Annotated in this window: 23 protein-coding genes and 1 tRNA gene; 14 read left to right on the top strand and 10 right to left on the bottom strand. The window is 38.2% G+C overall.

The annotated features are described in order from the left end of the window. Nucleotides 1-507: DUF1559 domain-containing protein (locus tag N3D17_06335; protein MCX8082992.1), on the bottom strand; the 507-nt coding region annotated here is incomplete at its 3' end. Between the two features lie 42 nt (nucleotides 508-549). Continuing rightward, on the bottom strand, nucleotides 550-1,254 hold the full coding sequence (locus tag N3D17_06340) for a DUF1559 domain-containing protein (protein MCX8082993.1): 705 nt from the start codon (nucleotides 1,252-1,254) through the stop codon (nucleotides 550-552). Nucleotides 1,255-1,574: 320 nt separating this feature from the next. Here N3D17_06340 and N3D17_06345 point away from each other — a divergent pair, with 320 nt between their 5' ends. The 4 genes from N3D17_06345 to amrB all read left to right on the top strand — a co-directional run bounded on the left by N3D17_06345 (nucleotide 1,575) and on the right by amrB (nucleotide 4,188). Then, entirely contained in the window at nucleotides 1,575-2,135 is a 561-nt protein-coding gene (locus tag N3D17_06345) for a hypothetical protein (protein ID MCX8082994.1), read from the top strand. Then, nucleotides 2,132-3,094: a FecR domain-containing protein gene (locus tag N3D17_06350; GenBank protein MCX8082995.1), complete on the top strand. Its 963-nt coding sequence runs from the start codon at nucleotides 2,132-2,134 to the stop codon at nucleotides 3,092-3,094. Before N3D17_06345 ends, N3D17_06350 begins: the two co-directional genes overlap by 4 nt. A gap of 14 nt (nucleotides 3,095-3,108) precedes the next feature. Then, entirely contained in the window at nucleotides 3,109-3,249 is a 141-nt protein-coding gene (locus N3D17_06355) for a hypothetical protein (GenBank protein MCX8082996.1), read from the top strand. Between the two features lie 120 nt (nucleotides 3,250-3,369). After that, complete coding sequence (gene amrB / locus N3D17_06360; protein MCX8082997.1) at nucleotides 3,370-4,188, top strand: AmmeMemoRadiSam system protein B; 819 nt, start codon at nucleotides 3,370-3,372, stop codon at nucleotides 4,186-4,188. A gap of 3 nt (nucleotides 4,189-4,191) precedes the next feature. Here amrB and N3D17_06365 read toward each other — a convergent pair whose 3' ends face one another. After that, a complete protein-coding gene (locus tag N3D17_06365) occupies nucleotides 4,192-5,103 on the bottom strand; it encodes a DUF933 domain-containing protein (protein ID MCX8082998.1) in 912 nt (303 codons plus the stop codon). Next, on the bottom strand, nucleotides 5,096-6,532 hold the full coding sequence (locus tag N3D17_06370) for an ATP cone domain-containing protein (protein ID MCX8082999.1): 1,437 nt from the start codon (nucleotides 6,530-6,532) through the stop codon (nucleotides 5,096-5,098). The genes N3D17_06365 and N3D17_06370 overlap by 8 nt, the downstream gene beginning before the upstream one ends. 208 nt (nucleotides 6,533-6,740) lie before the next feature. Between N3D17_06370 and serA the strand changes: the two genes are divergently transcribed. From serA to N3D17_06385, 3 genes are all read left to right on the top strand, one after another. Next, nucleotides 6,741-8,324, top strand: coding sequence for a phosphoglycerate dehydrogenase (serA, locus tag N3D17_06375; GenBank protein MCX8083000.1), 1,584 nt, complete (start codon nucleotides 6,741-6,743; stop codon nucleotides 8,322-8,324). Nucleotides 8,325-8,512: 188 nt separating this feature from the next. Then, on the top strand, nucleotides 8,513-10,072 hold the full coding sequence (rny, locus tag N3D17_06380) for a ribonuclease Y (GenBank protein ID MCX8083001.1): 1,560 nt from the start codon (nucleotides 8,513-8,515) through the stop codon (nucleotides 10,070-10,072). Nucleotides 10,073-10,219: 147 nt separating this feature from the next. After that, nucleotides 10,220-10,489 carry an HU family DNA-binding protein gene (locus N3D17_06385; protein MCX8083002.1) on the top strand — a complete coding sequence of 90 codons (270 nt, stop codon included), beginning with the start codon at nucleotides 10,220-10,222 and terminating at the stop codon, nucleotides 10,487-10,489. Between the two features lie 46 nt (nucleotides 10,490-10,535). On the opposite strand, the gene lepB is transcribed toward N3D17_06385, so the two are convergent. Next, nucleotides 10,536-11,045 carry a signal peptidase I gene (gene lepB, locus N3D17_06390; protein ID MCX8083003.1) on the bottom strand — a complete coding sequence of 170 codons (510 nt, stop codon included), beginning with the start codon at nucleotides 11,043-11,045 and terminating at the stop codon, nucleotides 10,536-10,538. A gap of 379 nt (nucleotides 11,046-11,424) precedes the next feature. Between lepB and N3D17_06395 the strand changes: the two genes are divergently transcribed. The 7 genes from N3D17_06395 (at nucleotide 11,425) to N3D17_06425 (ending at nucleotide 15,928) form a co-directional block, all read left to right on the top strand. Continuing rightward, on the top strand, nucleotides 11,425-11,685 hold the full coding sequence (locus tag N3D17_06395; protein ID MCX8083004.1) for a hypothetical protein: 261 nt from the start codon (nucleotides 11,425-11,427) through the stop codon (nucleotides 11,683-11,685). A gap of 44 nt (nucleotides 11,686-11,729) precedes the next feature. Next, nucleotides 11,730-11,803: transfer RNA gene (locus N3D17_06400), tRNA-Asp, on the top strand. A gap of 47 nt (nucleotides 11,804-11,850) precedes the next feature. After that, nucleotides 11,851-13,557 carry a threonine--tRNA ligase gene (thrS, locus tag N3D17_06405; protein ID MCX8083005.1) on the top strand — a complete coding sequence of 569 codons (1,707 nt, stop codon included), beginning with the start codon at nucleotides 11,851-11,853 and terminating at the stop codon, nucleotides 13,555-13,557. A gap of 17 nt (nucleotides 13,558-13,574) precedes the next feature. Beyond that, nucleotides 13,575-14,171 (top strand): translation initiation factor IF-3, encoded by a 597-nt coding sequence (gene infC, locus N3D17_06410; GenBank protein MCX8083006.1) that lies wholly within the window; start codon nucleotides 13,575-13,577, stop codon nucleotides 14,169-14,171. Next, nucleotides 14,159-14,359, top strand: a complete 201-nt coding sequence (rpmI, locus tag N3D17_06415) for a 50S ribosomal protein L35 (GenBank protein MCX8083007.1) — start codon at nucleotides 14,159-14,161, stop codon at nucleotides 14,357-14,359. The genes infC and rpmI overlap by 13 nt, the downstream gene beginning before the upstream one ends. An 11-nt stretch (nucleotides 14,360-14,370) precedes the next feature. Next, nucleotides 14,371-14,730 (top strand): 50S ribosomal protein L20, encoded by a 360-nt coding sequence (gene rplT, locus N3D17_06420; GenBank protein MCX8083008.1) that lies wholly within the window; start codon nucleotides 14,371-14,373, stop codon nucleotides 14,728-14,730. 4 nt (nucleotides 14,731-14,734) lie between these two features. Beyond that, entirely contained in the window at nucleotides 14,735-15,928 is a 1,194-nt protein-coding gene (locus N3D17_06425) for a sensor domain-containing diguanylate cyclase (GenBank protein ID MCX8083009.1), read from the top strand. Here N3D17_06425 and N3D17_06430 read toward each other — a convergent pair. The 5 genes from N3D17_06430 to dapA all read right to left on the bottom strand — a co-directional run bounded on the left by N3D17_06430 (nucleotide 15,918) and on the right by dapA (nucleotide 20,606). Further along, nucleotides 15,918-16,241: a hypothetical protein gene (locus N3D17_06430; GenBank protein ID MCX8083010.1), complete on the bottom strand. Its 324-nt coding sequence runs from the start codon at nucleotides 16,239-16,241 to the stop codon at nucleotides 15,918-15,920. The two genes, N3D17_06425 and N3D17_06430, sit on opposite strands and share 11 nt — an antisense overlap. A 2-nt stretch (nucleotides 16,242-16,243) precedes the next feature. Continuing rightward, nucleotides 16,244-17,515: a dihydroorotase gene (locus tag N3D17_06435; GenBank protein MCX8083011.1), complete on the bottom strand. Its 1,272-nt coding sequence runs from the start codon at nucleotides 17,513-17,515 to the stop codon at nucleotides 16,244-16,246. An 87-nt stretch (nucleotides 17,516-17,602) separates the two neighbouring features. Then, a complete protein-coding gene (locus N3D17_06440) occupies nucleotides 17,603-18,895 on the bottom strand; it encodes a bifunctional folylpolyglutamate synthase/dihydrofolate synthase (protein MCX8083012.1) in 1,293 nt (430 codons plus the stop codon). Beyond that, a complete protein-coding gene (gene accD / locus N3D17_06445) occupies nucleotides 18,892-19,734 on the bottom strand; it encodes an acetyl-CoA carboxylase, carboxyltransferase subunit beta (GenBank protein MCX8083013.1) in 843 nt (280 codons plus the stop codon). The genes N3D17_06440 and accD overlap by 4 nt, the downstream gene beginning before the upstream one ends. Continuing rightward, nucleotides 19,731-20,606, bottom strand: a complete 876-nt coding sequence (gene dapA, locus N3D17_06450; GenBank protein MCX8083014.1) for a 4-hydroxy-tetrahydrodipicolinate synthase — start codon at nucleotides 20,604-20,606, stop codon at nucleotides 19,731-19,733. Before dapA ends, accD begins: the two co-directional genes overlap by 4 nt. Between the last annotated feature and the right edge of the window lie 17 nt (nucleotides 20,607-20,623).

A 20,623-nucleotide genomic window follows, 5' to 3' on the forward strand; every position in this document is an offset into this window, starting at 1 on the left:
ACTCTGTCCCCAAGGATAAGAAATACCTGAACTACCAAGATTAGGATCATTAGCTATCCTGTCTGCCACAACCACTGTGTCATCTGCGGTCTGTTCATTCAGGTCCTTTGCATATGCATAGGAGCAGTTATTAACAAGTTCATTGCCACCAGGGAACTGAGTTCCTCCTGTTGAATTGTTCCTACCATACATCCTGTCAGACGGGCACCTGAATGTCTTTCTGTCTTCAAGGTATCCAGTGATTGATGAGCCAGGTATACCCAGCAGGAGTTTGAACTCATCTATGACTATTCTGTTCTGGTTGAAGACAGGGTAGCTCTCATCATAGTCCTGTGCATACATCTTCAGTGCCAGCCCTATCTGCTTCAGGTTTGAGATACAGACACCTCTACGCGCCTGTTCCCTCGCCCTCGCTAATGCCGGTAGCAACATCGCCGCAAGGATTGCTATAATGGCGATGACTACCAGAAGTTCTATCAGGGTAAACCCTGTTTTTTGTCTCTTCATCTCTCTTTCACCTCCTTTTCAAATTATTTACCCAACGCTTTGTTAATATGGCGTACTACTTGCAGGACCCATAGCACGAGGTGCATTCTGGTTATTTACGTTGGGTATGTCCTCATAAGCCAGGAAGAATGTTCCTGCTGTAGCCCCAGCTGATGCCCTTAACCATCTTGCATTGCCCCTGACATACAGGGCATTAACACCTTCTGTTCCGTGGTTGTCTGCTGAGTTCATACGGAGTGCGTTTGCTCCAGCAACATAACTATCTGTCTTCTTATCAACCACGATGACGGTGTCACTTGCTGTCTGCTGGTTAAGTCCTACTGCATAGGCATAGGAGCAGGAACTAGAATTAAGAAGCCCTGCTGTCGCAGCAAGTGAGTCAGTGGAACTCGGGCACAGGAATACCTTTGCTGCTGTAATATACTGGTTTACCCTCGGGTTTCCTGAACCATCCACAAGCCCTGTGAGCAGGTTGAAGGAATTGGTAGGGGATATATAGGAAGTATTACCCAGATAGTCAGTTACAGCAAACGAATCAGTACCACCCACATAGGCCGGGAAGACATCACCAAAGTCCTGTGCATACATATGGAGTGCAAGACCTATCTGCTTTAAGTTGGAGATACATACACCTCTCCTTGCCTGTTCTCTTGCCCTCGCCAGTGCTGGCAGAAGTAGTGCTGCCAGAATCGCGATAATCGCGATGACCACCAGCAACTCAATCAATGTAAATCCTCTCTTCTTCATACTTTCTCACCTCCTTTCTTTATTTATCACGGTGGAAAGTATCCACACTTTCCGCCTTTTACATCTTCTTTATATCATATATTTTTATTTTTGTCAAGTGCAATTTTTCCTCCTTCCCTTTTCGTCTCCCCTCACTTTTCTTAAATTCTTCCCTCACCCTTACTCTTCTTTTCAGCGGGGAAGAATTTTTTCTTCCCTCTCCCTTAGAGGGGAGAGGGACAGGGTGAGGGTGAGACCTTCCTATTCTCTCCACCCCCTATTATGGGGAGAATTTTATCTTGACATAAAACCGGTATGTGATATAAGATACATATAATAAGATGAAGATAAAGGGCAGGTTAAGATTATGGGTTGACAGAGAGATACAGTTAAAGATAGTTATTTATACACTGATTTCTCTCGCAATTGCCTGTGCGATTGTAAGCATAGTCACATTTTATAGTATATGGTCAGATATAGGTGATAAAATCTTACAGATAGAAGGAGTAGAGCAATTATATGCTTCGTCTTTGAGAAAATTTATCTTTACAAACTTCTTCCTTGTTATTCTTCTTGCCTTACTTACCACATTAGGAATGCTTATTATTACTCACAAGGTTGCAGGACCTGCTTATCGTATCAAAGAGATTCTGAAAGACCTTTATGAGGGTAAAAACCCAAGATTTTCACTCAGGAAAGGAGATGCGCTCAAAACAATGCTGGAAGATATAGAAAAACTTGCAAGCAAATATGACGAGATAGGTAAAAGTGCTCTCACTGTTATTGAAAGATGGAAGAATACAGAGGTAAAGGATATGAGTTTAAACCTTGCACTAAAAGAGTTAGAAAACAAACTTATATATCTCTCCCTCTCAGAAGAGAGAGAAAGGAGAGGACAATGAAGATAAAAGGCGGTTTCAGTTTAATAGAGATTGTAATCTTTTGCTTCATTGCAATTACAATAATTACACTCTTTGTAGGACTTGCTTTAAATTCCAGAGAGTTTTCCCAGACAATGGGGTGTATCAACAATATGAAAATGATTGCTCAGGCGATTGAGAACTTTCAGGCAGACAACAAAGAGAGTCCGAGGAATCTTGCCAACCTGTATCCTCTATATATCAAAAACGAGAAGATATTTAAATGTCCGGCAGATAGAAGTTCTGCTTCCAATAGTTATGATAAGTTTTATATAGGAAGGTTTTTTGCAGAGGAAGACGCACAAAAGGTTTTCCTTGTCTGTCCACGGCATAACAGAGGAAACAAAACCGTTTGTGCATACCTTTCCTATGCAGTTGCTATAGGGAAAACCTGTGATGTCAGCTGGAGTGGAATGCCTGCTAAATATGGAGAGTTCTACAGTGGTGGGGCTCTTCAGTTTGTTGATGGGACCATAGTGGATATTAACTCAGGAAAGATAGGACTGCTCGCTTCATTCCTGGATAATGAAGATAAACTCTATCATATTATATATACACCTGAAGGGGAAGAGGGAAGTTATACAGTTAACCATCAGGGGAACTCAAGGTTTGAAGTAATTACACCTGCTGTAATTGCAGGGGTTGAAGGGACTAAGTTCAATGTGTCAAACATCATCAGCAGTAATACATTTAAATCTCGTATAAGAGTAACTGAGGGCGTGGTTATTGCTCAGGACAGAAGTCAGGAATCAACAGGGCAAAAAATATCCGCTGGTGAGGAATTTGAATCATCAACCCTGAAAATAGTTAATACATTAGAAGAAACACCCTCTTCAACATCTCCTGCATCCGAAGAAGTTGTTGAGGTTGAGAAAGATAAAAGGAAAGTACCAAGAAAACCAACAAAAGGTAAAAAGATATTCTGGTTCTGGTGGAAATGAGAAGATAAAAGTGGATGAGGTATATTATTAAAATTGGATTATCTCTAACTGTTTCTCTTGTAGTTCTTTTTTTATTTATCCGCGGAACATTTGAGAAGATAGAACTTGCCCTTTATGACTTGCGGTTAAAAAACTACATCCTGAAAAAGAAATAGAAGAAGTTGTTGTCTTGGTTGATATCTTCTTTATATGGATAACAAGAAAATAAACCGTGTCCTTCATGAAAAATTTTGTTAATCCTCTGGCAAGATTTATAATATATATGAGGACTTCCTATGGAAAAAGTTAGAAGACCTGTAGTAGCAGGATATTTTTATCCTTCGGAGAAAGATATACTATTAAGGATGTTAGAAGGTTTTATAGATAACTCCGCTGAACAGGTAAATACAACAGCGATAATTGCTCCGCATGCTGGTTATGTGTATTCAGGCAGAACCGCTGGAAAGGTCTTCAGCAGGGTGGTAATTCCTGATTCAGTCATTATTATAGGACCTAACCATACCGGTTATGGAGAACCATATGCTGTGGATGGACATAATCTGTGGCATACCCCTCTCGGAAGTGTTGATGTAGATACAGAACTGGCAGATGCACTTGTGGAGAAAAGTCAGTATCTTGAGAAGGATACTATTGCACATTTAAAGGAACATTCTATTGAGGTTCAGGTTCCATTCCTTCAGTTTCTTAAGAAAGATGTAAAAATTGTCCCTGTAACGGTTTCTGGCTATATGGATGACCCTGCATGGTATGAGATAGGAGAGAGTATAGCAGAGGTATTGATAGAAAACGGTTTAAAAGAAAAAACCCTTATCGTGGCAAGTACAGATATGACACATTATGAAGCGCAGTCCATAGCGGAAGAAAAAGACAATTATGCAATAGAAGCAATTTTATCTCTTGATGAAATCCTTCTTATGGACCGGTTAATGGAAAAAAATATTTCTATGTGTGGATATGGTCCTGTAATAACGACTATCATCGCTGCAAAAAATTTAGGAGCAAAAGAAGCAGAATTAGTAAGATATACAACAAGTGCAGAGACGAGCGGAGATTCTTCTCAGGTAGTGGGATATGCAGGGATAATTATAAAGTAATAATCAGTGAAAATAAAACTCAACAACATCTCCATCAGAAAGAAGTGAGTTAGGACCTAAAAACTTCAATGCTCCTGTATTCTTAGCCGCCTGCCAGGAGCCAATATCAAGCAGGTTATGTACAGATATAACCGCTGCCTTAATAAACCCTTTTTCTATATCCTTGTGAATCCTGCCTGCTGCCTGCTTTGCAGTATAATGAGATGGTATAACCCATCCCTGTATAATATCTCCCTTTACTGTGTAAAATGTTATAAGTCCCATTATACTCATTATGGATTTATAAAAGGAGATGCTATCAAATTCCTTCTGTATAAGATATGGACTGTTAGACGGTGGTTTGAACTGATTTCTGTCTCCGTTGATATATAAAAAGACCTGCCTTGTAGTAAGCAGTTGTATCCCGTATATCAACTTTTTTTCTGCATCTGACAACTCTATCAATAGACGTTCTTTTTCCAGAGTTTTCAGTCCTTTCTTCAATACATCTACCTGTTGCTGAGTTATAGCAGCAGTCCCTTCCTCTTTCTTTTTTAATATGGACTGTATCTTCTCTGTATCATAAAGGATGAGTTCCATAAGGAGTGAGGACGCATCTCTTTCAGGGTATGAATCTTCTCCAAAATTATTCACAACGCATACAATAATATCCATTTCAAAGAAATGAGCAAAGTAGTTTTCAGGAAAACCATGTCCTGAAGGGAATCCTTTGAAATCAAATATCTCAAATTCTGGATATACCATTTTTCTGGCTTTATGTATTTCTGTAAGTCCGTCTATATTGCTATCTTTATATATTCCCACACCCACACAGGGCTTAAACGGGTCGTATATCTCCTCTGTCTTTCCCGTCAGATGACGGAAAAGGGTTGTTTTTCCACTACCAGAATATCCGAAAAGAGCCATCTTAACCATTAAAAACCCTCGCAATTATCCCTTCTTCAAAATATCTTTTAAGTCCTTCTGATGGACTGTTTGTGAAAAAAGACAGGGAATGGGAAAGGACTTCTGAAACAATATCACACTCGCTTATTTCCTGCCACCCTTCACATTCCACTTCCATAGTGGTATTATATCCTGTAAAAGATAGAAGAGTGTCTTTAATATACGGGATATTTTCTATCAATTCTCTCTGAGAGAAAGTCATATCAACCAGTTTATCCAATATCGCTAACACCCTTTCTTTCAGAGGAACTCCTTCCTGTTCAGCATATGCAGTAATAACAGGGAGGTTAAGAGAGATATGGTTCAGTACAAACAGAGGACCCTGTAGCCCTTTATAAATACCAACTGGAGGGGTACTGTCTGCTTCTCTCATCAATAACTCAAAGGTATCTTTATCTTCTATTCTTATAACAGAACCTTTTCTATCAATCTGTTTTTCTTTTATCACCCTGTAAGGAAATTCTAAAAGAAACTGCTGTCCATTACAACTAAAGGTTGTTATATTATCGGGAAGGAAGAAAACAACATTACCTTCTATCAGAGGAGAAATACTTTTATAATAATTCTCTATCTCTTCAACATTCTGTACAGGTATATATGCCGTTAAAATTTTATCTATTCCTTCTATATTTGCAATGGAAATTTCTCCTTTCAGGTATCTTTCCACGAGTACCTGAGGTATTATAGCATTCATTGCAAATTCCCTCTTTATTCTCCTGCCTAAAAAAGATGAAAGAGCATCTGGATGTCCCTCAAAACTCTTAAAGATAGAGGAGATGTCATAAAGAGGAAGTCCTATCCTTGAATGTTTCTGCCGTTCTTCTTCAAATCCATAAAGGATAAGTTTTGCATTAACCAGTTCTCTTATCATTGAAGAAGTCAGAACCTTTACCTTTGATGCAATAACATCCTCTTCAACCTCTGCTACTATGAGTTCTGCTATATTTCTTGAAATTCCTGTTTCTCTTACAAGTACATCAACAATGGTGGACCTGTTCCATATTCCTATCCTATCATCACTTCTCCTTACAGACAGGTCTAACTCCCTTTCAAGAACCTCTTTTTCTGCAAGTGATAAAGGACGTAATCCCTCTCTTATCTGTCTTGCCCTTGCCCTTTTCTGGCGATAAAGAATGTATGCTTTGGCTGTCCTTGCATGCCCTGTCTTTATCAATATCCTTTCCACAATATCCTGTATCTCTTCAACAGAAGGGGTATCTCCTTTATATTCTTTTTCAAGATATAGTTGTACAACCTCGGCGAGGTCTTCGGCAAGGTATCTATCCTGTCCACCAACGCTCTGTGCTGCCTTAAAAATTGCATCTGCTATCTTCTGTTTATTGAAAGGAACAAGCCGACCATCTCTTTTTCTTACATATTCAATCCGGCTTTCTTTCATCTATTCTTATTCCCTTTATTATTAGTTCCCCTAAGGGGGGAAAGTGCTAATGAGGATTTTTCTTTTTTATTATACCCTCTTTTCTTTTGACAGACAAAAATAAAGAGGGGATTGGTGTGTAAGGAAAATGATTAGAAATGAGGACTTAATTTGACTTATAAATAAAATTATCTTACAATTGTTTCAGCATCATTAAAAAGGCGGAACAATGGAGAAAAAGGTAAAGATACTTATTACTGATTCCTTTGAGAAGGAAGGGGTTGATATATTAAAAAATGCCGGTTTTGATGTTAAGGAAACAGGGAAACTTTCCCCTGAACAACTATGTGAGATTATAGAGGAATTTGATGCTGTGATTGTGAGAAGTGCTACAAAGATACCCCATCAGGTAATACAGAAGGGGAAAAATCTTAAAATTATAGGACGTGCAGGAGTGGGGCTGGACAACATTGATATAGAAGCAGCAACACACGCAGGCATTATTGTAATGAATGCTCCTGAAGGCAATACCCTATCAGTTGCCGAACATACCATAGGAATGATGCTTGCCCTTGTAAGGAATATCCCTGCTGCAAACCAGTCGCTTAAAAGCGGGCAGTGGGAAAAGAAAAAGTTTATGGGCGCTGAACTCTACAATAAAACATTAGGGATTATAGGACTTGGAAGAATTGGAAGATGTGTGGCACGGATAGCCAGTAGTTTAGGAATGAAGATAATAGGATATGACCCTTATGTTGAAAAGGACGTTGTGGAGGAAACAGGTATAACTATAGTAAATCTACCAGGCCTTCTTAAACAGTCGGACTTTATTACACTCCACATTCCACTTAATGATTCAACATATCATCTTATTGGAGAAAAAGAGTTTGAGATGATGAAGGATGGCGTATGTATTATAAACTGTTCAAGAGGTGGTATTATTGATGAGGAAGCATTAGCCAGATATATTCAGAAAGGTAAGGTTAAAGGGGCTGCGATAGATGTATTTGAAAAGGAACCACCTGACCCTGACAATCCACTTTTAAAATTAGACCAGGTTATAGTAACTCCTCACCTCGGTGCATCTACAAAGGAAGCACAGGTAAATGTTGCACAGCAACTTGCATCTCAGATAGTAATGGCTTTCACAACTCAAGAGGTACGTAATGCTGTAAATCTACCTTCTCTGGACAGGGCATCTATGGAGAAACTCAAAGGGTATCTTTCCCTCGGACAGAAACTCGGCATCTTCTTAAAACAGATGGCAGGGAATAATATAAAACAGGTTCATATAACATATTCCGGAGATATAATAAACTATGACCTTTCTCTCCTGCGGGCAAATATCATCATAGGGCTTTTGCAGGATGAAGAGAAAGTAAACCCTGTCAATGCTTCTCTTATACTTAAAGAGAAAGGTATAGAACTTATTGAAGACAGGGAAACAAGTGGTGGAGAGTTTACAAATCTTATAACGGTCTCTGTTAAAAATAGTTGCGAGGTATCCGCATCTGGAACAATTATAAAAAAGGGTGAGGAAAGAATTGTAAAAATTGATGGCTTCTCTGTTGATGCATCTCCTGAGGGCTACCTTCTCGTATGTTATAATGAAGACAAGCCAGGTATAATGGGACATATAGGAACAATTTTAGGAAAAGAGGGTGTTAATATCGCCTCTATGACCCTGGGAAGGGATAAAAAAGGAGGCAGAGCGATAACTGTCTTAAATCTTGACCAGGGGATAGATATAGAGGTATTAAAAAAGATAGAGGGGTTTCCGGCTATTCATTCAGTAAAACTTGTAAGGATATAAAAAGAGAAATAAAACAATGAAGATATATCTCAATACAGAAATAAAGACATCAAAACATAATAATACTTTGTTAAAGTATCTTTCTCACCTTACAGAATGTCCTGCCGGATAATCCCCTCTCTGTATGGATAGAGACCTCTTGTCTCTATCATTTTAGGAGGGAGGTGATTACCATTAAAGAGATTAATATAGTAAAATTGGTTCTCCCATGGTTTATTCTGTGGGGAGGTATATCTCTGTTGATTGGCTATCTGTGGAGGAAATTTGTTGCAGAGAGAACCTTAAAGGCAGCGGAGAGAAGGGCAAGAGAGATAATTCAGGAAGCAGAAAATATTGCATTAAATAAGAAACGTGAGATTGATATTGAAGCAAAAGAACTTATCTACCGCCTCAAAACAGAATTTGAAAGAGAGACACGGAACAAACGAAAAGAACTTCAATTCCAGGAGAAACGGTTACAGCAGAGGGAGATAAACCTTGAAAGAAAACTTGAAATTCTTGATAAAAAAGAGGCGGACATCTCTCTGAAAGAGAGGGAATTAGAAGAGAAGATAACAGTTCTTAAAAACAGAGAAGAAGAATTGAACTCTCTAATTGAGGACGTGAGAAATAACCTTGCCCGTATATCCGGTATGTCTCCTGAAGAAGCAAAGAATCAACTTCTGAAGGTTATGGAAGAGGATGCAAAAAAAGATGTACAGAACCTGATAAGGAAACTTGAAGAAGAAGCGAGAAACACAGCAGAAGAAAGGGCGAGAGAGATTATCCTCACATCTATGCAGCGCCTTGCACCAGAAGAAGCATCTGAAAGTGTTGTCTCTGTTGTAAGTTTACCAAATGATGAGATAAAAGGACGTATTATCGGAAGAGAAGGTAGAAATATCCGTGCGTTTGAGATGGCGACCGGGGTAGACCTAATAGTGGATGATACCCCTGAAGCAGTTACCCTTTCCTCCTTCAATGCCTACAGAAGAGAGATAGCGAGGCAGACACTTGAACGACTCATATCAGATGGAAGAATCCATCCTGGCAGGATTGAAGAGGTGGTTGAAAAGGTGAAAAAGAAAGTGGATGAAGAGATAGTAGAGGATGGGAAGGCAACCATATTTGAGGTAGGGATTGAAAATGTCCATCCGGAAATTATAAAACTTCTCGGACGACTGAAATACAGAACCAGTTATGGACAGAATGCCTTACAGCATGCAAAGGAGAGTGCTTTTCTTGCAGGGATGATTGCAGCAGAGATGGGACTTGATGTAAAGACAGCAAAACGAGCATCTTTATTCCATGATATAGGAAAGGCTGTTGACCAGGAAGTGGAAGGGGGGCATCCTGAGATAGGGGCAGAACTTCTTAAAAAATATGGAGAAAGCGATGTCATCGTAGACGCTGCTGCCAGTCACCATAAAGATGTAGAAGTAAATAACCCTTATACACTTCTTGCCCAGATATCCGATGCTATATCTGCAACCAGACCGGGTGCAAGAAGAGATTCTCTGGAAAAATATATAAGGAGGATTGACGACCTGGAAAAAATTGCATCTTCCTTTGAAGGTGTTGATACTGCCTTTGCAATATCAGCAGGAAGAGAGATACGGGTAATCGTAAAACCAGATAAAGTATCCGATGAGAAAGCAAAGGAACTTGCGAGAGACATTGCTAAAAAAATTGAATCTACAATGCAATATATAGGACAGGTAAAGGTAACTGTTATAAGAGAAAAAAGAGAAGTGGAAATGGCAAAATAAAAAATAGAAAGGAAGAGGAACCCTTGCAAAATAAGATATTTCAACGACACAAAACACGAAAACCCTTGCTATATGTAAAATTCCACTTGACAAGTTTATGTATCCCTTGTATTATATAAAAAAATTTAATGAGAGGAGGTGAAAAATATGAACAAAGCACAACTGGTTGATGCAGTAGCAAAGGTTGTTTGTTCTAAAAAAGAAGCGGCTGCAGCAGTGGATGCTGTACTGGATGGTATTAAAGCATCCCTGAAGAAAGGTGATGTTGTAACACTGGTAGGATTTGGAACATTTAAGGTTGCCAAGAGGAAAGCAAGAACAGGCAGGAACCCGAGAACAGGGAAGGAGATAAAGATTCCTGCAAAGAAAGTTCCTGTCTTCAAAGCAGGTAGTGAATTAAAGAAAGCTGTTAAGTAAAAATAAAGAGAAAAGCGGGCTTATTAGAATGAAAGTCCGCTTTTTCTCATTTTAAGGAAAATGGCTTTATAAGGAGAGTTATTTCTTTCAAAGGCCAGTATTTGCAAACAACCCTGCCTTTAATAAATGTGCTATCCACAGGACCCCATACACTGCTATCCTCACTTTCATTTCTGTTGTCTCCAAGTAAAAAATATTTGTCTTCCGGTATCTTTTCTTTTAAAAGTTCATATTCTGGTTTTTCTTTTATATATGGCTCCTTAAGTTTTTTACCGTTAATATACACATACCCTTCCTTAACCTCTATTGTTTCAGAAGGAAGACCTACAATCCTCTTTGTAAGTATCTCTTGTTCCCCTTTGGGCGCTTCTATTATTACTATGTCATATCTTCTCAAAACATCTTTTTTTACAACAATTACTCTATCCCCGGGGTGCAGGGTGGGCTCCATTGAAGAGGATATTATCTCAACAAAACGTACCTCTTTTATCCCGAATATATAACCTACAAAAAAAATGAAACATAGAAAAACAATGTTTTTTATAAGCCGTATCATATGTATTATTCTAATGTGAAAAAAACTACCGGTCAATAATTTTATATGTCTTTACATCAGGCAGGTATAAATTTAGAACTACTTGTAGAATTGAGATATACATTAATAAAAAAATGTAAAGATACCTATCATCAAGGGAAAAGGAATAAGAGAAATCCTACCCATACGAGGGGGGAGGAAGCAGGTGGGGGTGGAGAGTATAGAAAAGGTTTCTCCCTCCCCTTAATCCCCTCCCCTCTGAGGGAGGGGAAACTTAACAGCACCTCTCCCCGCAAGAGAGAGGGGATGTAAGGGAGAAGAAAATGATTTTAAACCCCATCAGTAAGGTGTTTTGACATTATAAATTTTCTTAATTACTATATAATAAAGGAGGTTTTATATGAGATATATCTTATTTGTTATCTTTCTGGTATGTTTCATCCTTTCTGGTTGCTGTGTACACAGGGAAGTAATACAACAGCAGAAAGAGACCACTACACTCTCATCATCCATTGAAAATAAATCTATAAACCCTTATGGTAAGTACTCCCTTGAAACAGCAGATGTACAGGTATGGTTTTATGACAATCACTTTATCTATCTTGATAGAAATAAACAGGTTGTGAAACCCTATACGACTTTTGACACTGAAGGCAAATAAAGATATAATTATTCGTTTATTATAAACGTTGTATACAGAAAGAAGGGGCCGTAGTTCAGCGGTCTAGAATGCCAGACTGTCGATCTGGAGGTCGCGGGTTCGAATCCCGTCGGCCCCGCTTACAATCTGCAGCAGAGGAATTACAATACAGTATAGATAACTATTATGGATAGAGAACAACAAAAAAGATACTGGCATACTTCTTCCCATATCCTCGCACACGCTGTCAAACAACTCTTCCATGATGTAAAATTAGGGACAGGTCCTGCTATAGAAAATGGTTTTTATTATGACTTTTACAGAGAAGAGCCATTTACACCTGCTGATATAGAAAAGATAAGCAAAAAAATGGAAGAGATTATAAAACAGAACTTACCTATGGAAAAGGTCTCTTTAAGCAAGGAAGAGGCAAAAAAAATTCTTAAGGATGAGCCATTCAAATTAGAGATTCTTGAAGGGATACCAGAAGACCCAGTTACATTTTATAAACAGGGTAGTTTTATAGACCTGTGCGAAGGACCTCATGTCTCATCAACAGGAGAGATCAAGCACTTTAAAATTTTAACTACTTCTGCATCTTACTGGCGGGGTGATGAAAAAAGGGAAAGCATGCAGAGGATATATGGGATATCCTTTCCAACAGAAGAAGAACTCATTCAGTATCTCAAATTGATAGAAGAGGCAAAGGAAAGAGACCACAGAATATTAGGTCCAAAACTTGACCTTTTCAGTTTACATCCTGACTATGGTTCCGGGCTTATATTCTGGCATCCTAAGGGTGCTCTGATAAGAAAAATTATTGAGGACTTCTGGAAGGATGTACATCTTAAAAACGGATATGATATTGTATATACCCCTCATATTGCAGACATCTCACTGTGGGAACGTTCAGGACATACCGGTTTTTACAGAGAATATATGTTTGCACCTATGGATATGGATAACAGGATATTCCAACTAAAACCGATGAACTGTCCGTTCCACATCATTATATACAATACAAAACTGAGAAGTTATCGTGATTTCCCTTTAAGATGGGCTGAGTTAGGAACGGTCTACAGATACGAGAAACAGGGAGTACTGCACGGGCTTTTAAGGGTAAGGGGCTTTACACAGGACGATGCCCATATCTTCTGCACAGAAGAGCAACTGGAGGAAGAGGTAATAAAAGTTCTGGAACTTGTATCCTTCTTTTTAGGAAAGTTTGGTTTTACAGAATACAGAATTTTTCTTTCAACAAAACCTGAAAAATATGTGGGTACCCCTGAGGGATGGGAAAAAGCGACTGTTGCTCTTGAAAATGCTCTGAAGAAAAAAGGTATGCTTTATGAGATAGACCCGGGAGAGGGTGTTTTCTATGGACCTAAAATTGATATAAAAATCAAGGACTGCCTTAATAGAGAGTGGCAGTGTTCAACCATACAGGTGGACTTTAATATTCCTGAAAGATTTGAATTGAAATATACGGATAAAGACGGTTCTTTCAAAACACCTATACTTATACACCGTGCGATACTGGGTTCCATTGAAAGGTTCTTTGGTGTCTTGATTGAACACTATAAAGGAAGTTTTCCATTCTGGCTGGCACCAGAACAGATAAGAGTTCTGCCTATAAGTGAGAGGCATATACCTTTTGCAGAAAGGGTAGTTACTGCCTTACAATCACATTTCAGAACACAGATTGATAGAAGAAATGAGAAGATAAATAAAAAGATTCGGGATGCAGAAGAAGAAAAGGTTCCTTATATGGCTATCATCGGTGATAAGGAAGAGAAAGAAGAAACATTAGCATTGAGAAAACATGGGAAAGGGATGCTGGGAACATTTGCCCTGGATGAAGTTATTAAGAATTTGAAAGAAGTTGATTTGTAGACAGGCAAAAAAATTTTTTGTATAATATAGTAAAGAAAGGAGGATGTATTATACATCAGAATGTAAGAAGGGAACAAGATAACAGAAAAAAGTTCCGGTTTAACTTTCAAATACATGCACCTCAGGTTCGTCTGATAGACAGTGATGGGCAGCAGTTAGGGATTGTTGATAGAAAAACCGCTCTCCAGAAAGCGAGAGAAAGAGAATTGGACCTTGTTGAAATTGTACCCACTGCATCACCTCCGGTATGCAGGATAATGGACTTAAATAAGTTCCTTTATGAACAAAAGAAAAAAGAAAAAGAAATAAAGAAACGACAGAGAATTATACAGACAAAAGAGATACGGTTTACACCTGAAACCAGTGAGCATGACTATAAGTTTAAAAAGCAACATGTAGAGGAGTTTTTAAAAGAAGGTCACAGGGTAAAGGTAACTATATTTTATAAAGGTAGAGAAATAATGCATAAAGAAAGGGGCTATCAACTATTAGAACGGTTGACAAAGGAACTATCTGCTACAGGAAAGGTAGAGAGACCTCCTAAATTAGAAGGACCAAGATTAAGTGTGACACTTATACCGATTTTAAAAGGGGATGTAAAATGCCAAAACTAAAAACCAAAAAGTCAGTAGCAAAAAGGTTCAAAATTACAGGGACAGGCAAGGTAATGCATTATGGGGCAGGGGGAAGTCATCTGCTCTCCAAAAAAAGTTCTAAGAGGAAAAGACGGCTAAAGAGACATTCTGAATTAACAAACAGAGGGGATATAAAGACAGTTAAAAGGTTATTACCATATAGATAAGGAGAAAGACCATGCCACGAGCAACAAACGCACCTGCATCAAGACAGAGAAGAAAGAAAGTCCTTAAAAGAGCCAAAGGTTACAGACAGGGACGTTCTAAACTTTACAGAAGAGCGAGAGAATTTTCAGAAAAAGGACTTACATATGCCTATAGAGATAGACGTACCAAAAAAAGAAACTTCAGGGCGCTTTGGATTGCAAGGATTTCTGCTGCCTGTAAAAACAATGGTATATCTTACAGCAGATTTATTGCAGGACTTAAAAAAGCCGATATAAATCTTAATAGAAAATCTCTCGCTGATATAGCATTTCATAATCCATCTGTGTTCTCTGATCTTGTACAAAAAATAAAGGAGGCCTCACAGGTGTAGTTTAATGGTCTTGATAAGAAATTGTATATTTCTGACGGTTGTTCTTTATATCTTCATCCTGAATGTTTTACTATTCTTAGATAAACTCTTTTCTCCCCTTTTTTATTTTGTTTCTCTTACAGTATTAATCTCTGTGTTTATTGTTGTTGAATTGTTATACTCCATGCAGACCAATAACCAAATCCATCTACTAAGGCGAGAAAATGAAAAGTTAAATTTACATGTTATGGATATGAAAAACGAATCTGTACTTCTAACAACTCTTACAGATATAATAGAGACATTTGGAGAGGAGATATCTCTTGATGACACTCTGGAAAAAATCGCTGAATCAGTAAAGAACATTTTTCAAAGAGAAACCGTTGCCCTGCAACTTATGGGAGAGGCATTCAAAAAATGTGTTCTTGGAAGAGACATATCAATACCTGACGAAATGTTAGGTGGTGTAGTGCTTAAACCGAGGCCTCTGCTTGTCAACAATACATCTTCTTTTCCTGAATATCAAAACCTTACAAAACAGGGCATAACTTCTTTCATCATTTCTTCATTCCATCATAAAAGAAAGATTACAGGAATGATAGGGGTCTTTTCTTTTGAAAACAGGGCTTTTACACTGCAAGACCTTGAACTGCTCAGGATGGTATCTGCCCCTACATCCCTGCTTGTTGAAAACGCTGAACTTTTTGAAAAGACAAAACTTCTTGCCATCACAGATGTCCTTACAAGTCTTTATAACAGAAGATACTTTGAAAACATTTTTGAAACAATATTTAGTGAAGCGCGAGATAAAAAGAAGATTCTTTCTGTCTGTATGATTGATATTGACTATTTCAAATACTATAACGACCTCAATGGACATCCTGCTGGAGATTATGCATTGAAAAAGATAGCAGAACTCATTAAACTATCCATTAAAGGTTCAGATATTGTAGCACGGTATGGGGGTGAGGAGTTTATACTCGTTCTTCCTGATACAAAAAAAGAAAATGCTGTGGGGCTCTGTGAATACATAAGGAAGAAGATAAAGGACTTCCGATTTAAAAATGAAGAGCGTCAACCAAATGGAGACCTTACAATAAGTATGGGAATTGCCTCTTACCCGGAAGATGCAGAGACAGGAGAAGAATTGGTGAAGAAAGCGGATACTGCACTTTATAAAGCAAAAGAATTAGGCAGGGATCGCGTTGTCACAGCATAATATCCTTTTTTATCTCACTCCATATAGAGTCAGCAACAAAAATTATATTCTTCTGATATTGTCTGCTTTTCTCTTCTCTCTTTCTTCTGTATTCTTCTTCTAACTCAGCAATTTTCTTTGTGGTCGCTGATTCAGAGATACTTCTATATTTCTTTATCTCTGCTTCTAAAAATTTTTCCTTTTCCTGCCTTAACCTTTCCAATTGCGCAGATAATGAATTTCTGATAGTCAGTGCCTTTCTCTCTGCTTCTTTTAAAATCTCTTCTGCCTTATCTTCTGCTTCCTTTATCTCTTTAACTTTTTCTATTACCATTGTTATCTCTCTCTGGAAAACACTACCCTGCCTTTATATATCGTTTTTATAACTCTTCCTTTCATTTTTCTTCCTATAAAAGGTGAGTTTTTGCTTTTTGACTTTATATCCTCTTTCCTGTATATCCATTCTTCTTCAGGGTCAAAAATTACAATATCTGCATATTTACTTTCAGAAAGGCATCCCTTATCAACACCTAAAATCCTCGCAGGACCTGTAGTAAACAAAGAGATTATCTTCATTAAGGACACTCCTTTATCCTGAAGTTCCATTGAAAGAGACAGCGCTGTTTCAAAACCAATCATACCGAAGGGAGCATTTTCAAAACCAGTCCCTTTTTCTTCTTCTGTATGTGGCGCATGGTCTGTAACTATACAATCAATTGTTCCGTCTTTCAGTCCTTTAATCAGTGCGGATATATCTTTTGTAGTCCTCAGAGGCGGGTTTACCTTCATATTTGTATTATATCCCTTTACATCCTCTTCTGTTAAAAACAGGTGGTGGATTGCTACTTCTGAAGTAAGGTTATCCATATGCCTTTTGGCTTCTCTTACCATCTCCACTGAATCAGATACAGAAAGATGTGCAAGATGGAGATATCCACCTGTCATTTTTGCGAGAGAAATATCTCTATTTATCATTATTGTCTCTGCTTCTGCTGGTATACCTCTTAATCCCATTTTTGTAGAAATAACTCCTTCATTCATCACACCGTTCCTTGAAAGGTTCTTATCTTCTGAATGGGATATAATGGGCTTTCTATAAAGTTTTGTATATTCAAGTGCACGTCGCATAACGAGAGAGTCCATTACACAGTCCCCATCATCTGAAAAGGCAACCGCTCCTTCCTCTACCATCTCACCATAAGGTGCAAGTTCCTTGCCTTCCCTACCTTTGGTAATGGCTCCTATCGGTAAGACATCGCAGAGAGATTCTCTTGCCCTGTCTATAACAAACCTTATAGCAACCTTATTGTCCAGAGAAGGACTGGTATTGGGCATACAGCATATTGTGGTAAATCCACCTGACACAGCAGACAAACTTCCTGTATATATGGTCTCCTTATCTTCTCCGCCTGGCTCCCTTAAGTGGCAATGGATATCTATAAGGCCTGGGAACACCTGCATTCCTTTTGCATCTATTACCTCTACCCTCTTTGTATCAATCCTTTTTGCAATACGGGATACCTTATCCTTTTCTATCAGGATATCAAAAACCCCCTCCCTTTTTGTGGAAGGGTCTATCAGGTATCCATTTTTTATCAGTATCCCCATTATTAAAATTATAATCTCTTACCTTCTTTTCCGTCAAATAACTTTTAAAATTCTTGCAACTTCCAAACACTTCGTAAAGTATCTTATCTATCTTTTCTCTTTTATAATATCCCCTATAATATCCCCGCATAAGTAAAGAGAACCACATATACACCAGTTCCCTTTACTTTTTGTAATATATTTTACTGCTTCTCGGGGAACTTCTATAATATCTATCTTAATCCCTGTATTCTTTTTTAAAATAAACCTGGCAAGTATATGGGGCTCTATAGCCCTTTCATTATCAGGTCTTGTAAACACAATGTTCTCTATATTTTTACTTTTTGTAATCCTTGCTAACATCTTCTGCCAGTCCTTGTCTTTTAAAATACCTATTAAAAAAGAAAATTTTTTATGAGGGAAGAGGTCTGAAAGCGTATTAAGGAGCGATTTTATCCCGTCAGGATTATGTGCACCATCTATAATAATATAAGGGTCTTTTCTTACAATCTGGAATCTGCAGGGCCAGAAGGTTGTTTCTATTCCTTTATATATTGCTTCATCAGGTATGTTAAACCCCATTTTTTTCAGTATTATCGCTGACTGTACTACAACTGCCATATTGCTTATCTGATGCCTTCCCTGTAAAGGTGTCTTTATTCCTTTATACACCCTCTCTCCATAGAAGTTAAATATCTGGTGCTCAGTAGAAACCAAAACCCTTCTGGCATAAAAATCTTTTCCTTCATAGTACAATTTTGTATTTTTCTCTCTCGCCTTTCTTACAATAACTTCCTCAGCAGGTCTTTTCTGCCTTGCAGATACCACATATGTGGCTTCTTTTATAATCCCTGCCTTCTCATTTGCAATCTCCTCATATGTATTTCCTAAATACTGCATATGGTCAAGCCCTATCCTTGTAATTATCTCTAAAAAAGAAGGAAGGACATTGGTTGCATCAAACCTCCCGCCCATACCTACCTCACATACCAGAATATCTATCTTCTTATCAGCAAAGTAGGAAAAAGCAAGAGATGTAAGTGCTTCAAAGTATGTCGGGTACAAATGATATGGCTGGTCTGTAAGTATTCTCTGTAGTTGCCTGATTTTTTCTAACAGTTCCTCTTCTTTTATATCTATTCCATCTATCTTTATTCTCTCTCCCAGATATACTAAATGCGGACTCGTATAAAGCCCTGTTTTATACCCAGCGGTTGTAAGTATATTGGCAAGTGTCCTTGCTACAGAACCCTTCCCATTGGTTCCTGCGATAAGTATAGAAGGGTATATCTTATGAGGACTTCCAAATTTTTTAAGGAGGTATCTGGTTTTATCCAGTCCTAACTTTATCCCAAAGTCAGTGAGGGTATTTAAGAATTCTATTTCAGGCAGGGTCTTCATGTGTAAAGGATACGGAGAATTTTACTGATATTTTCTTTCAGTTCTGCTCTCTTTGATATAATATCTATCATACCGTGTTGAAAAAGAAATTCTGTTCTTTGAAATCCTGGTGGAAGTTTCTGCCTTATGGTCTGCTCTATCACGCGGGGACCTGCAAAACCAATCAGTGCCCCTGGTTCTGCTATAATAATATCACCGAGGAAAGCAAAACTTGCTGCAATACCACCCATTGTAGGGTCTGTAAGGACAGAAATATACAGAAGTCCTGCCTTTTTAAGTTGTCCGCAGACAGCAGATGTCTTTGCCATCTGCATAAGAGAAATTACTCCCTCATACATCCTCGCACCACCACCTCCTCCTGAAACACAAACAAATGGATATTTTTTCTCTAAGGAGTATTCAGCAGCACGGGTAAACTTTTCACCCACCACAGACCCCATACTGCCCATAATGAAGTTTGCATCAATCACTGCTATTACAGAAGGAACTCCACCTATCTTACACTCTCCTGTAACTATTGCTTCTTTAAGCCCTGTCTTTACCATCTCTTCTTTTAATTTGTCTTTATACCCCTTCACCCCTGTAAAATTTAACGGGTCTTCTGATATCATATCCTGCCACATTTCTTTAAATGAGTTGTTGTCTGTGAGTAATGTAATCCTTTCATAGGCAGATAATCTTCCATAGGTATCACAGTGTGGACAGACCTTCAGATTCTCTTCCCATTTCTTCTTATAAAGCAATTTACCACACTTCTCGCACTTGAACCACAGGTCTTTCTTTATCTCTACCTTTTCCTTTGGCTCAATACTTACGTACCTTTTCCTTTTGAATATCATTTAAGTACCTTTGCCTTTACTAAAGTATTTTTTATCTTTTCTAAACTTTCTTTTGATGGAGGAGTAAGAGGTAGCCGCCATTCAGGAGTTATCATACCCATCAGGCCTAATGCTGCTTTTACTGGTATAGGGTTTGTCTCAATAAAAAGAACCTTAAATATGGGTAAAAGTTCTATATGGATTTTCTGTGCTTTAGCCCAGTCCCCCTTTAATGATGCTGTTACCATCTCTGATACCTGTAATGGAACTATATTGGCAGCAACAGATATTACCCCTTTGCCACCCACTGCCATAATAGGAAGCGTTAAGGAATCATCTCCAGAAAGGACAATAAAGTCATCCGGACATAGAGAGATAATTTTGCTTACCTGGTCTAAACTACCACTTGCCTCTTTAATACCTACAATATTTTTTACCTGTGAAAGTTCTGCTACTGTTTCAGGTAGAATTGAAATACCTGTTCTTGAAGGAACATTGTATATAATAATTGGAATAGAAACACTTTCTGCTATCTTTTTATAATGCTGATATAAACCAGCAGGCATCGGTTTGTTATAATAGGGAGTGATTATCAGCGCACCATCTGCACCTGCCTTTTCCGCTTCTTCTGTAAGTTCAATTGCCTCTCTCGTGTTGTTTGACCCTGTACCTGCAATCACCGGACATCTCTTATTAACAATATCCACAGTATATTTGATAAGTTCTTTATGTTCTTCCATTGTAAGAGTAGCAGGTTCTCCTGTACATCCACAGACCACAATACCAGAGGTGTTATTTGCTAACTGGAAATCTATTAACCCCTCAAACGCCTTATAGTCCACCTCTCCATTCTTTATTGGTGTAACAATTGCTACAATAGACCCCTCAAACATATTCCCCCCTTTTTTAT

The sequence above is a fragment of the bacterium genome (genome assembly GCA_026414725.1).
GTDB lineage: Bacteria > Ratteibacteria > UBA8468 > B48-G9 > JAFGKM01 > JAAYXZ01.

Excerpts from the sequence above, each read along its gene's own strand:
- N3D17_06340 (MCX8082993.1), bottom strand. The coding sequence starts at position 1,254 with ATGAAGAAGAGAGGATTTACATTGATTGAGTTGCTGGTGGTCATCGCG.
- N3D17_06345 (MCX8082994.1), top strand. The coding sequence starts at position 1,575 with ATGAAGATAAAGGGCAGGTTAAGATTATGGGTTGACAGAGAGATACAG.
- N3D17_06350 (MCX8082995.1), top strand. The coding sequence starts at position 2,132 with ATGAAGATAAAAGGCGGTTTCAGTTTAATAGAGATTGTAATCTTTTGC.
- N3D17_06355 (MCX8082996.1), top strand. The coding sequence starts at position 3,109 with ATGAGGTATATTATTAAAATTGGATTATCTCTAACTGTTTCTCTTGTA.
- amrB (MCX8082997.1), top strand. The coding sequence starts at position 3,370 with ATGGAAAAAGTTAGAAGACCTGTAGTAGCAGGATATTTTTATCCTTCG.
- N3D17_06365 (MCX8082998.1), bottom strand. The coding sequence starts at position 5,103 with ATGGTTAAGATGGCTCTTTTCGGATATTCTGGTAGTGGAAAAACAACC.
- N3D17_06370 (MCX8082999.1), bottom strand. The coding sequence starts at position 6,532 with ATGAAAGAAAGCCGGATTGAATATGTAAGAAAAAGAGATGGTCGGCTT.
- serA (MCX8083000.1), top strand. The coding sequence starts at position 6,741 with ATGGAGAAAAAGGTAAAGATACTTATTACTGATTCCTTTGAGAAGGAA.
- N3D17_06385 (MCX8083002.1), top strand. The coding sequence starts at position 10,220 with ATGAACAAAGCACAACTGGTTGATGCAGTAGCAAAGGTTGTTTGTTCT.
- lepB (MCX8083003.1), bottom strand. The coding sequence starts at position 11,045 with ATGATACGGCTTATAAAAAACATTGTTTTTCTATGTTTCATTTTTTTT.
- N3D17_06395 (MCX8083004.1), top strand. The coding sequence starts at position 11,425 with ATGAGATATATCTTATTTGTTATCTTTCTGGTATGTTTCATCCTTTCT.
- thrS (MCX8083005.1), top strand. The coding sequence starts at position 11,851 with ATGGATAGAGAACAACAAAAAAGATACTGGCATACTTCTTCCCATATC.
- rpmI (MCX8083007.1), top strand. The coding sequence starts at position 14,159 with ATGCCAAAACTAAAAACCAAAAAGTCAGTAGCAAAAAGGTTCAAAATT.
- rplT (MCX8083008.1), top strand. The coding sequence starts at position 14,371 with ATGCCACGAGCAACAAACGCACCTGCATCAAGACAGAGAAGAAAGAAA.
- N3D17_06425 (MCX8083009.1), top strand. The coding sequence starts at position 14,735 with ATGGTCTTGATAAGAAATTGTATATTTCTGACGGTTGTTCTTTATATC.
- N3D17_06430 (MCX8083010.1), bottom strand. The coding sequence starts at position 16,241 with ATGGTAATAGAAAAAGTTAAAGAGATAAAGGAAGCAGAAGATAAGGCA.
- N3D17_06435 (MCX8083011.1), bottom strand. The coding sequence starts at position 17,515 with ATGGGGATACTGATAAAAAATGGATACCTGATAGACCCTTCCACAAAA.
- N3D17_06440 (MCX8083012.1), bottom strand. The coding sequence starts at position 18,895 with ATGAAGACCCTGCCTGAAATAGAATTCTTAAATACCCTCACTGACTTT.
- accD (MCX8083013.1), bottom strand. The coding sequence starts at position 19,734 with ATGATATTCAAAAGGAAAAGGTACGTAAGTATTGAGCCAAAGGAAAAG.
- dapA (MCX8083014.1), bottom strand. The coding sequence starts at position 20,606 with ATGTTTGAGGGGTCTATTGTAGCAATTGTTACACCAATAAAGAATGGA.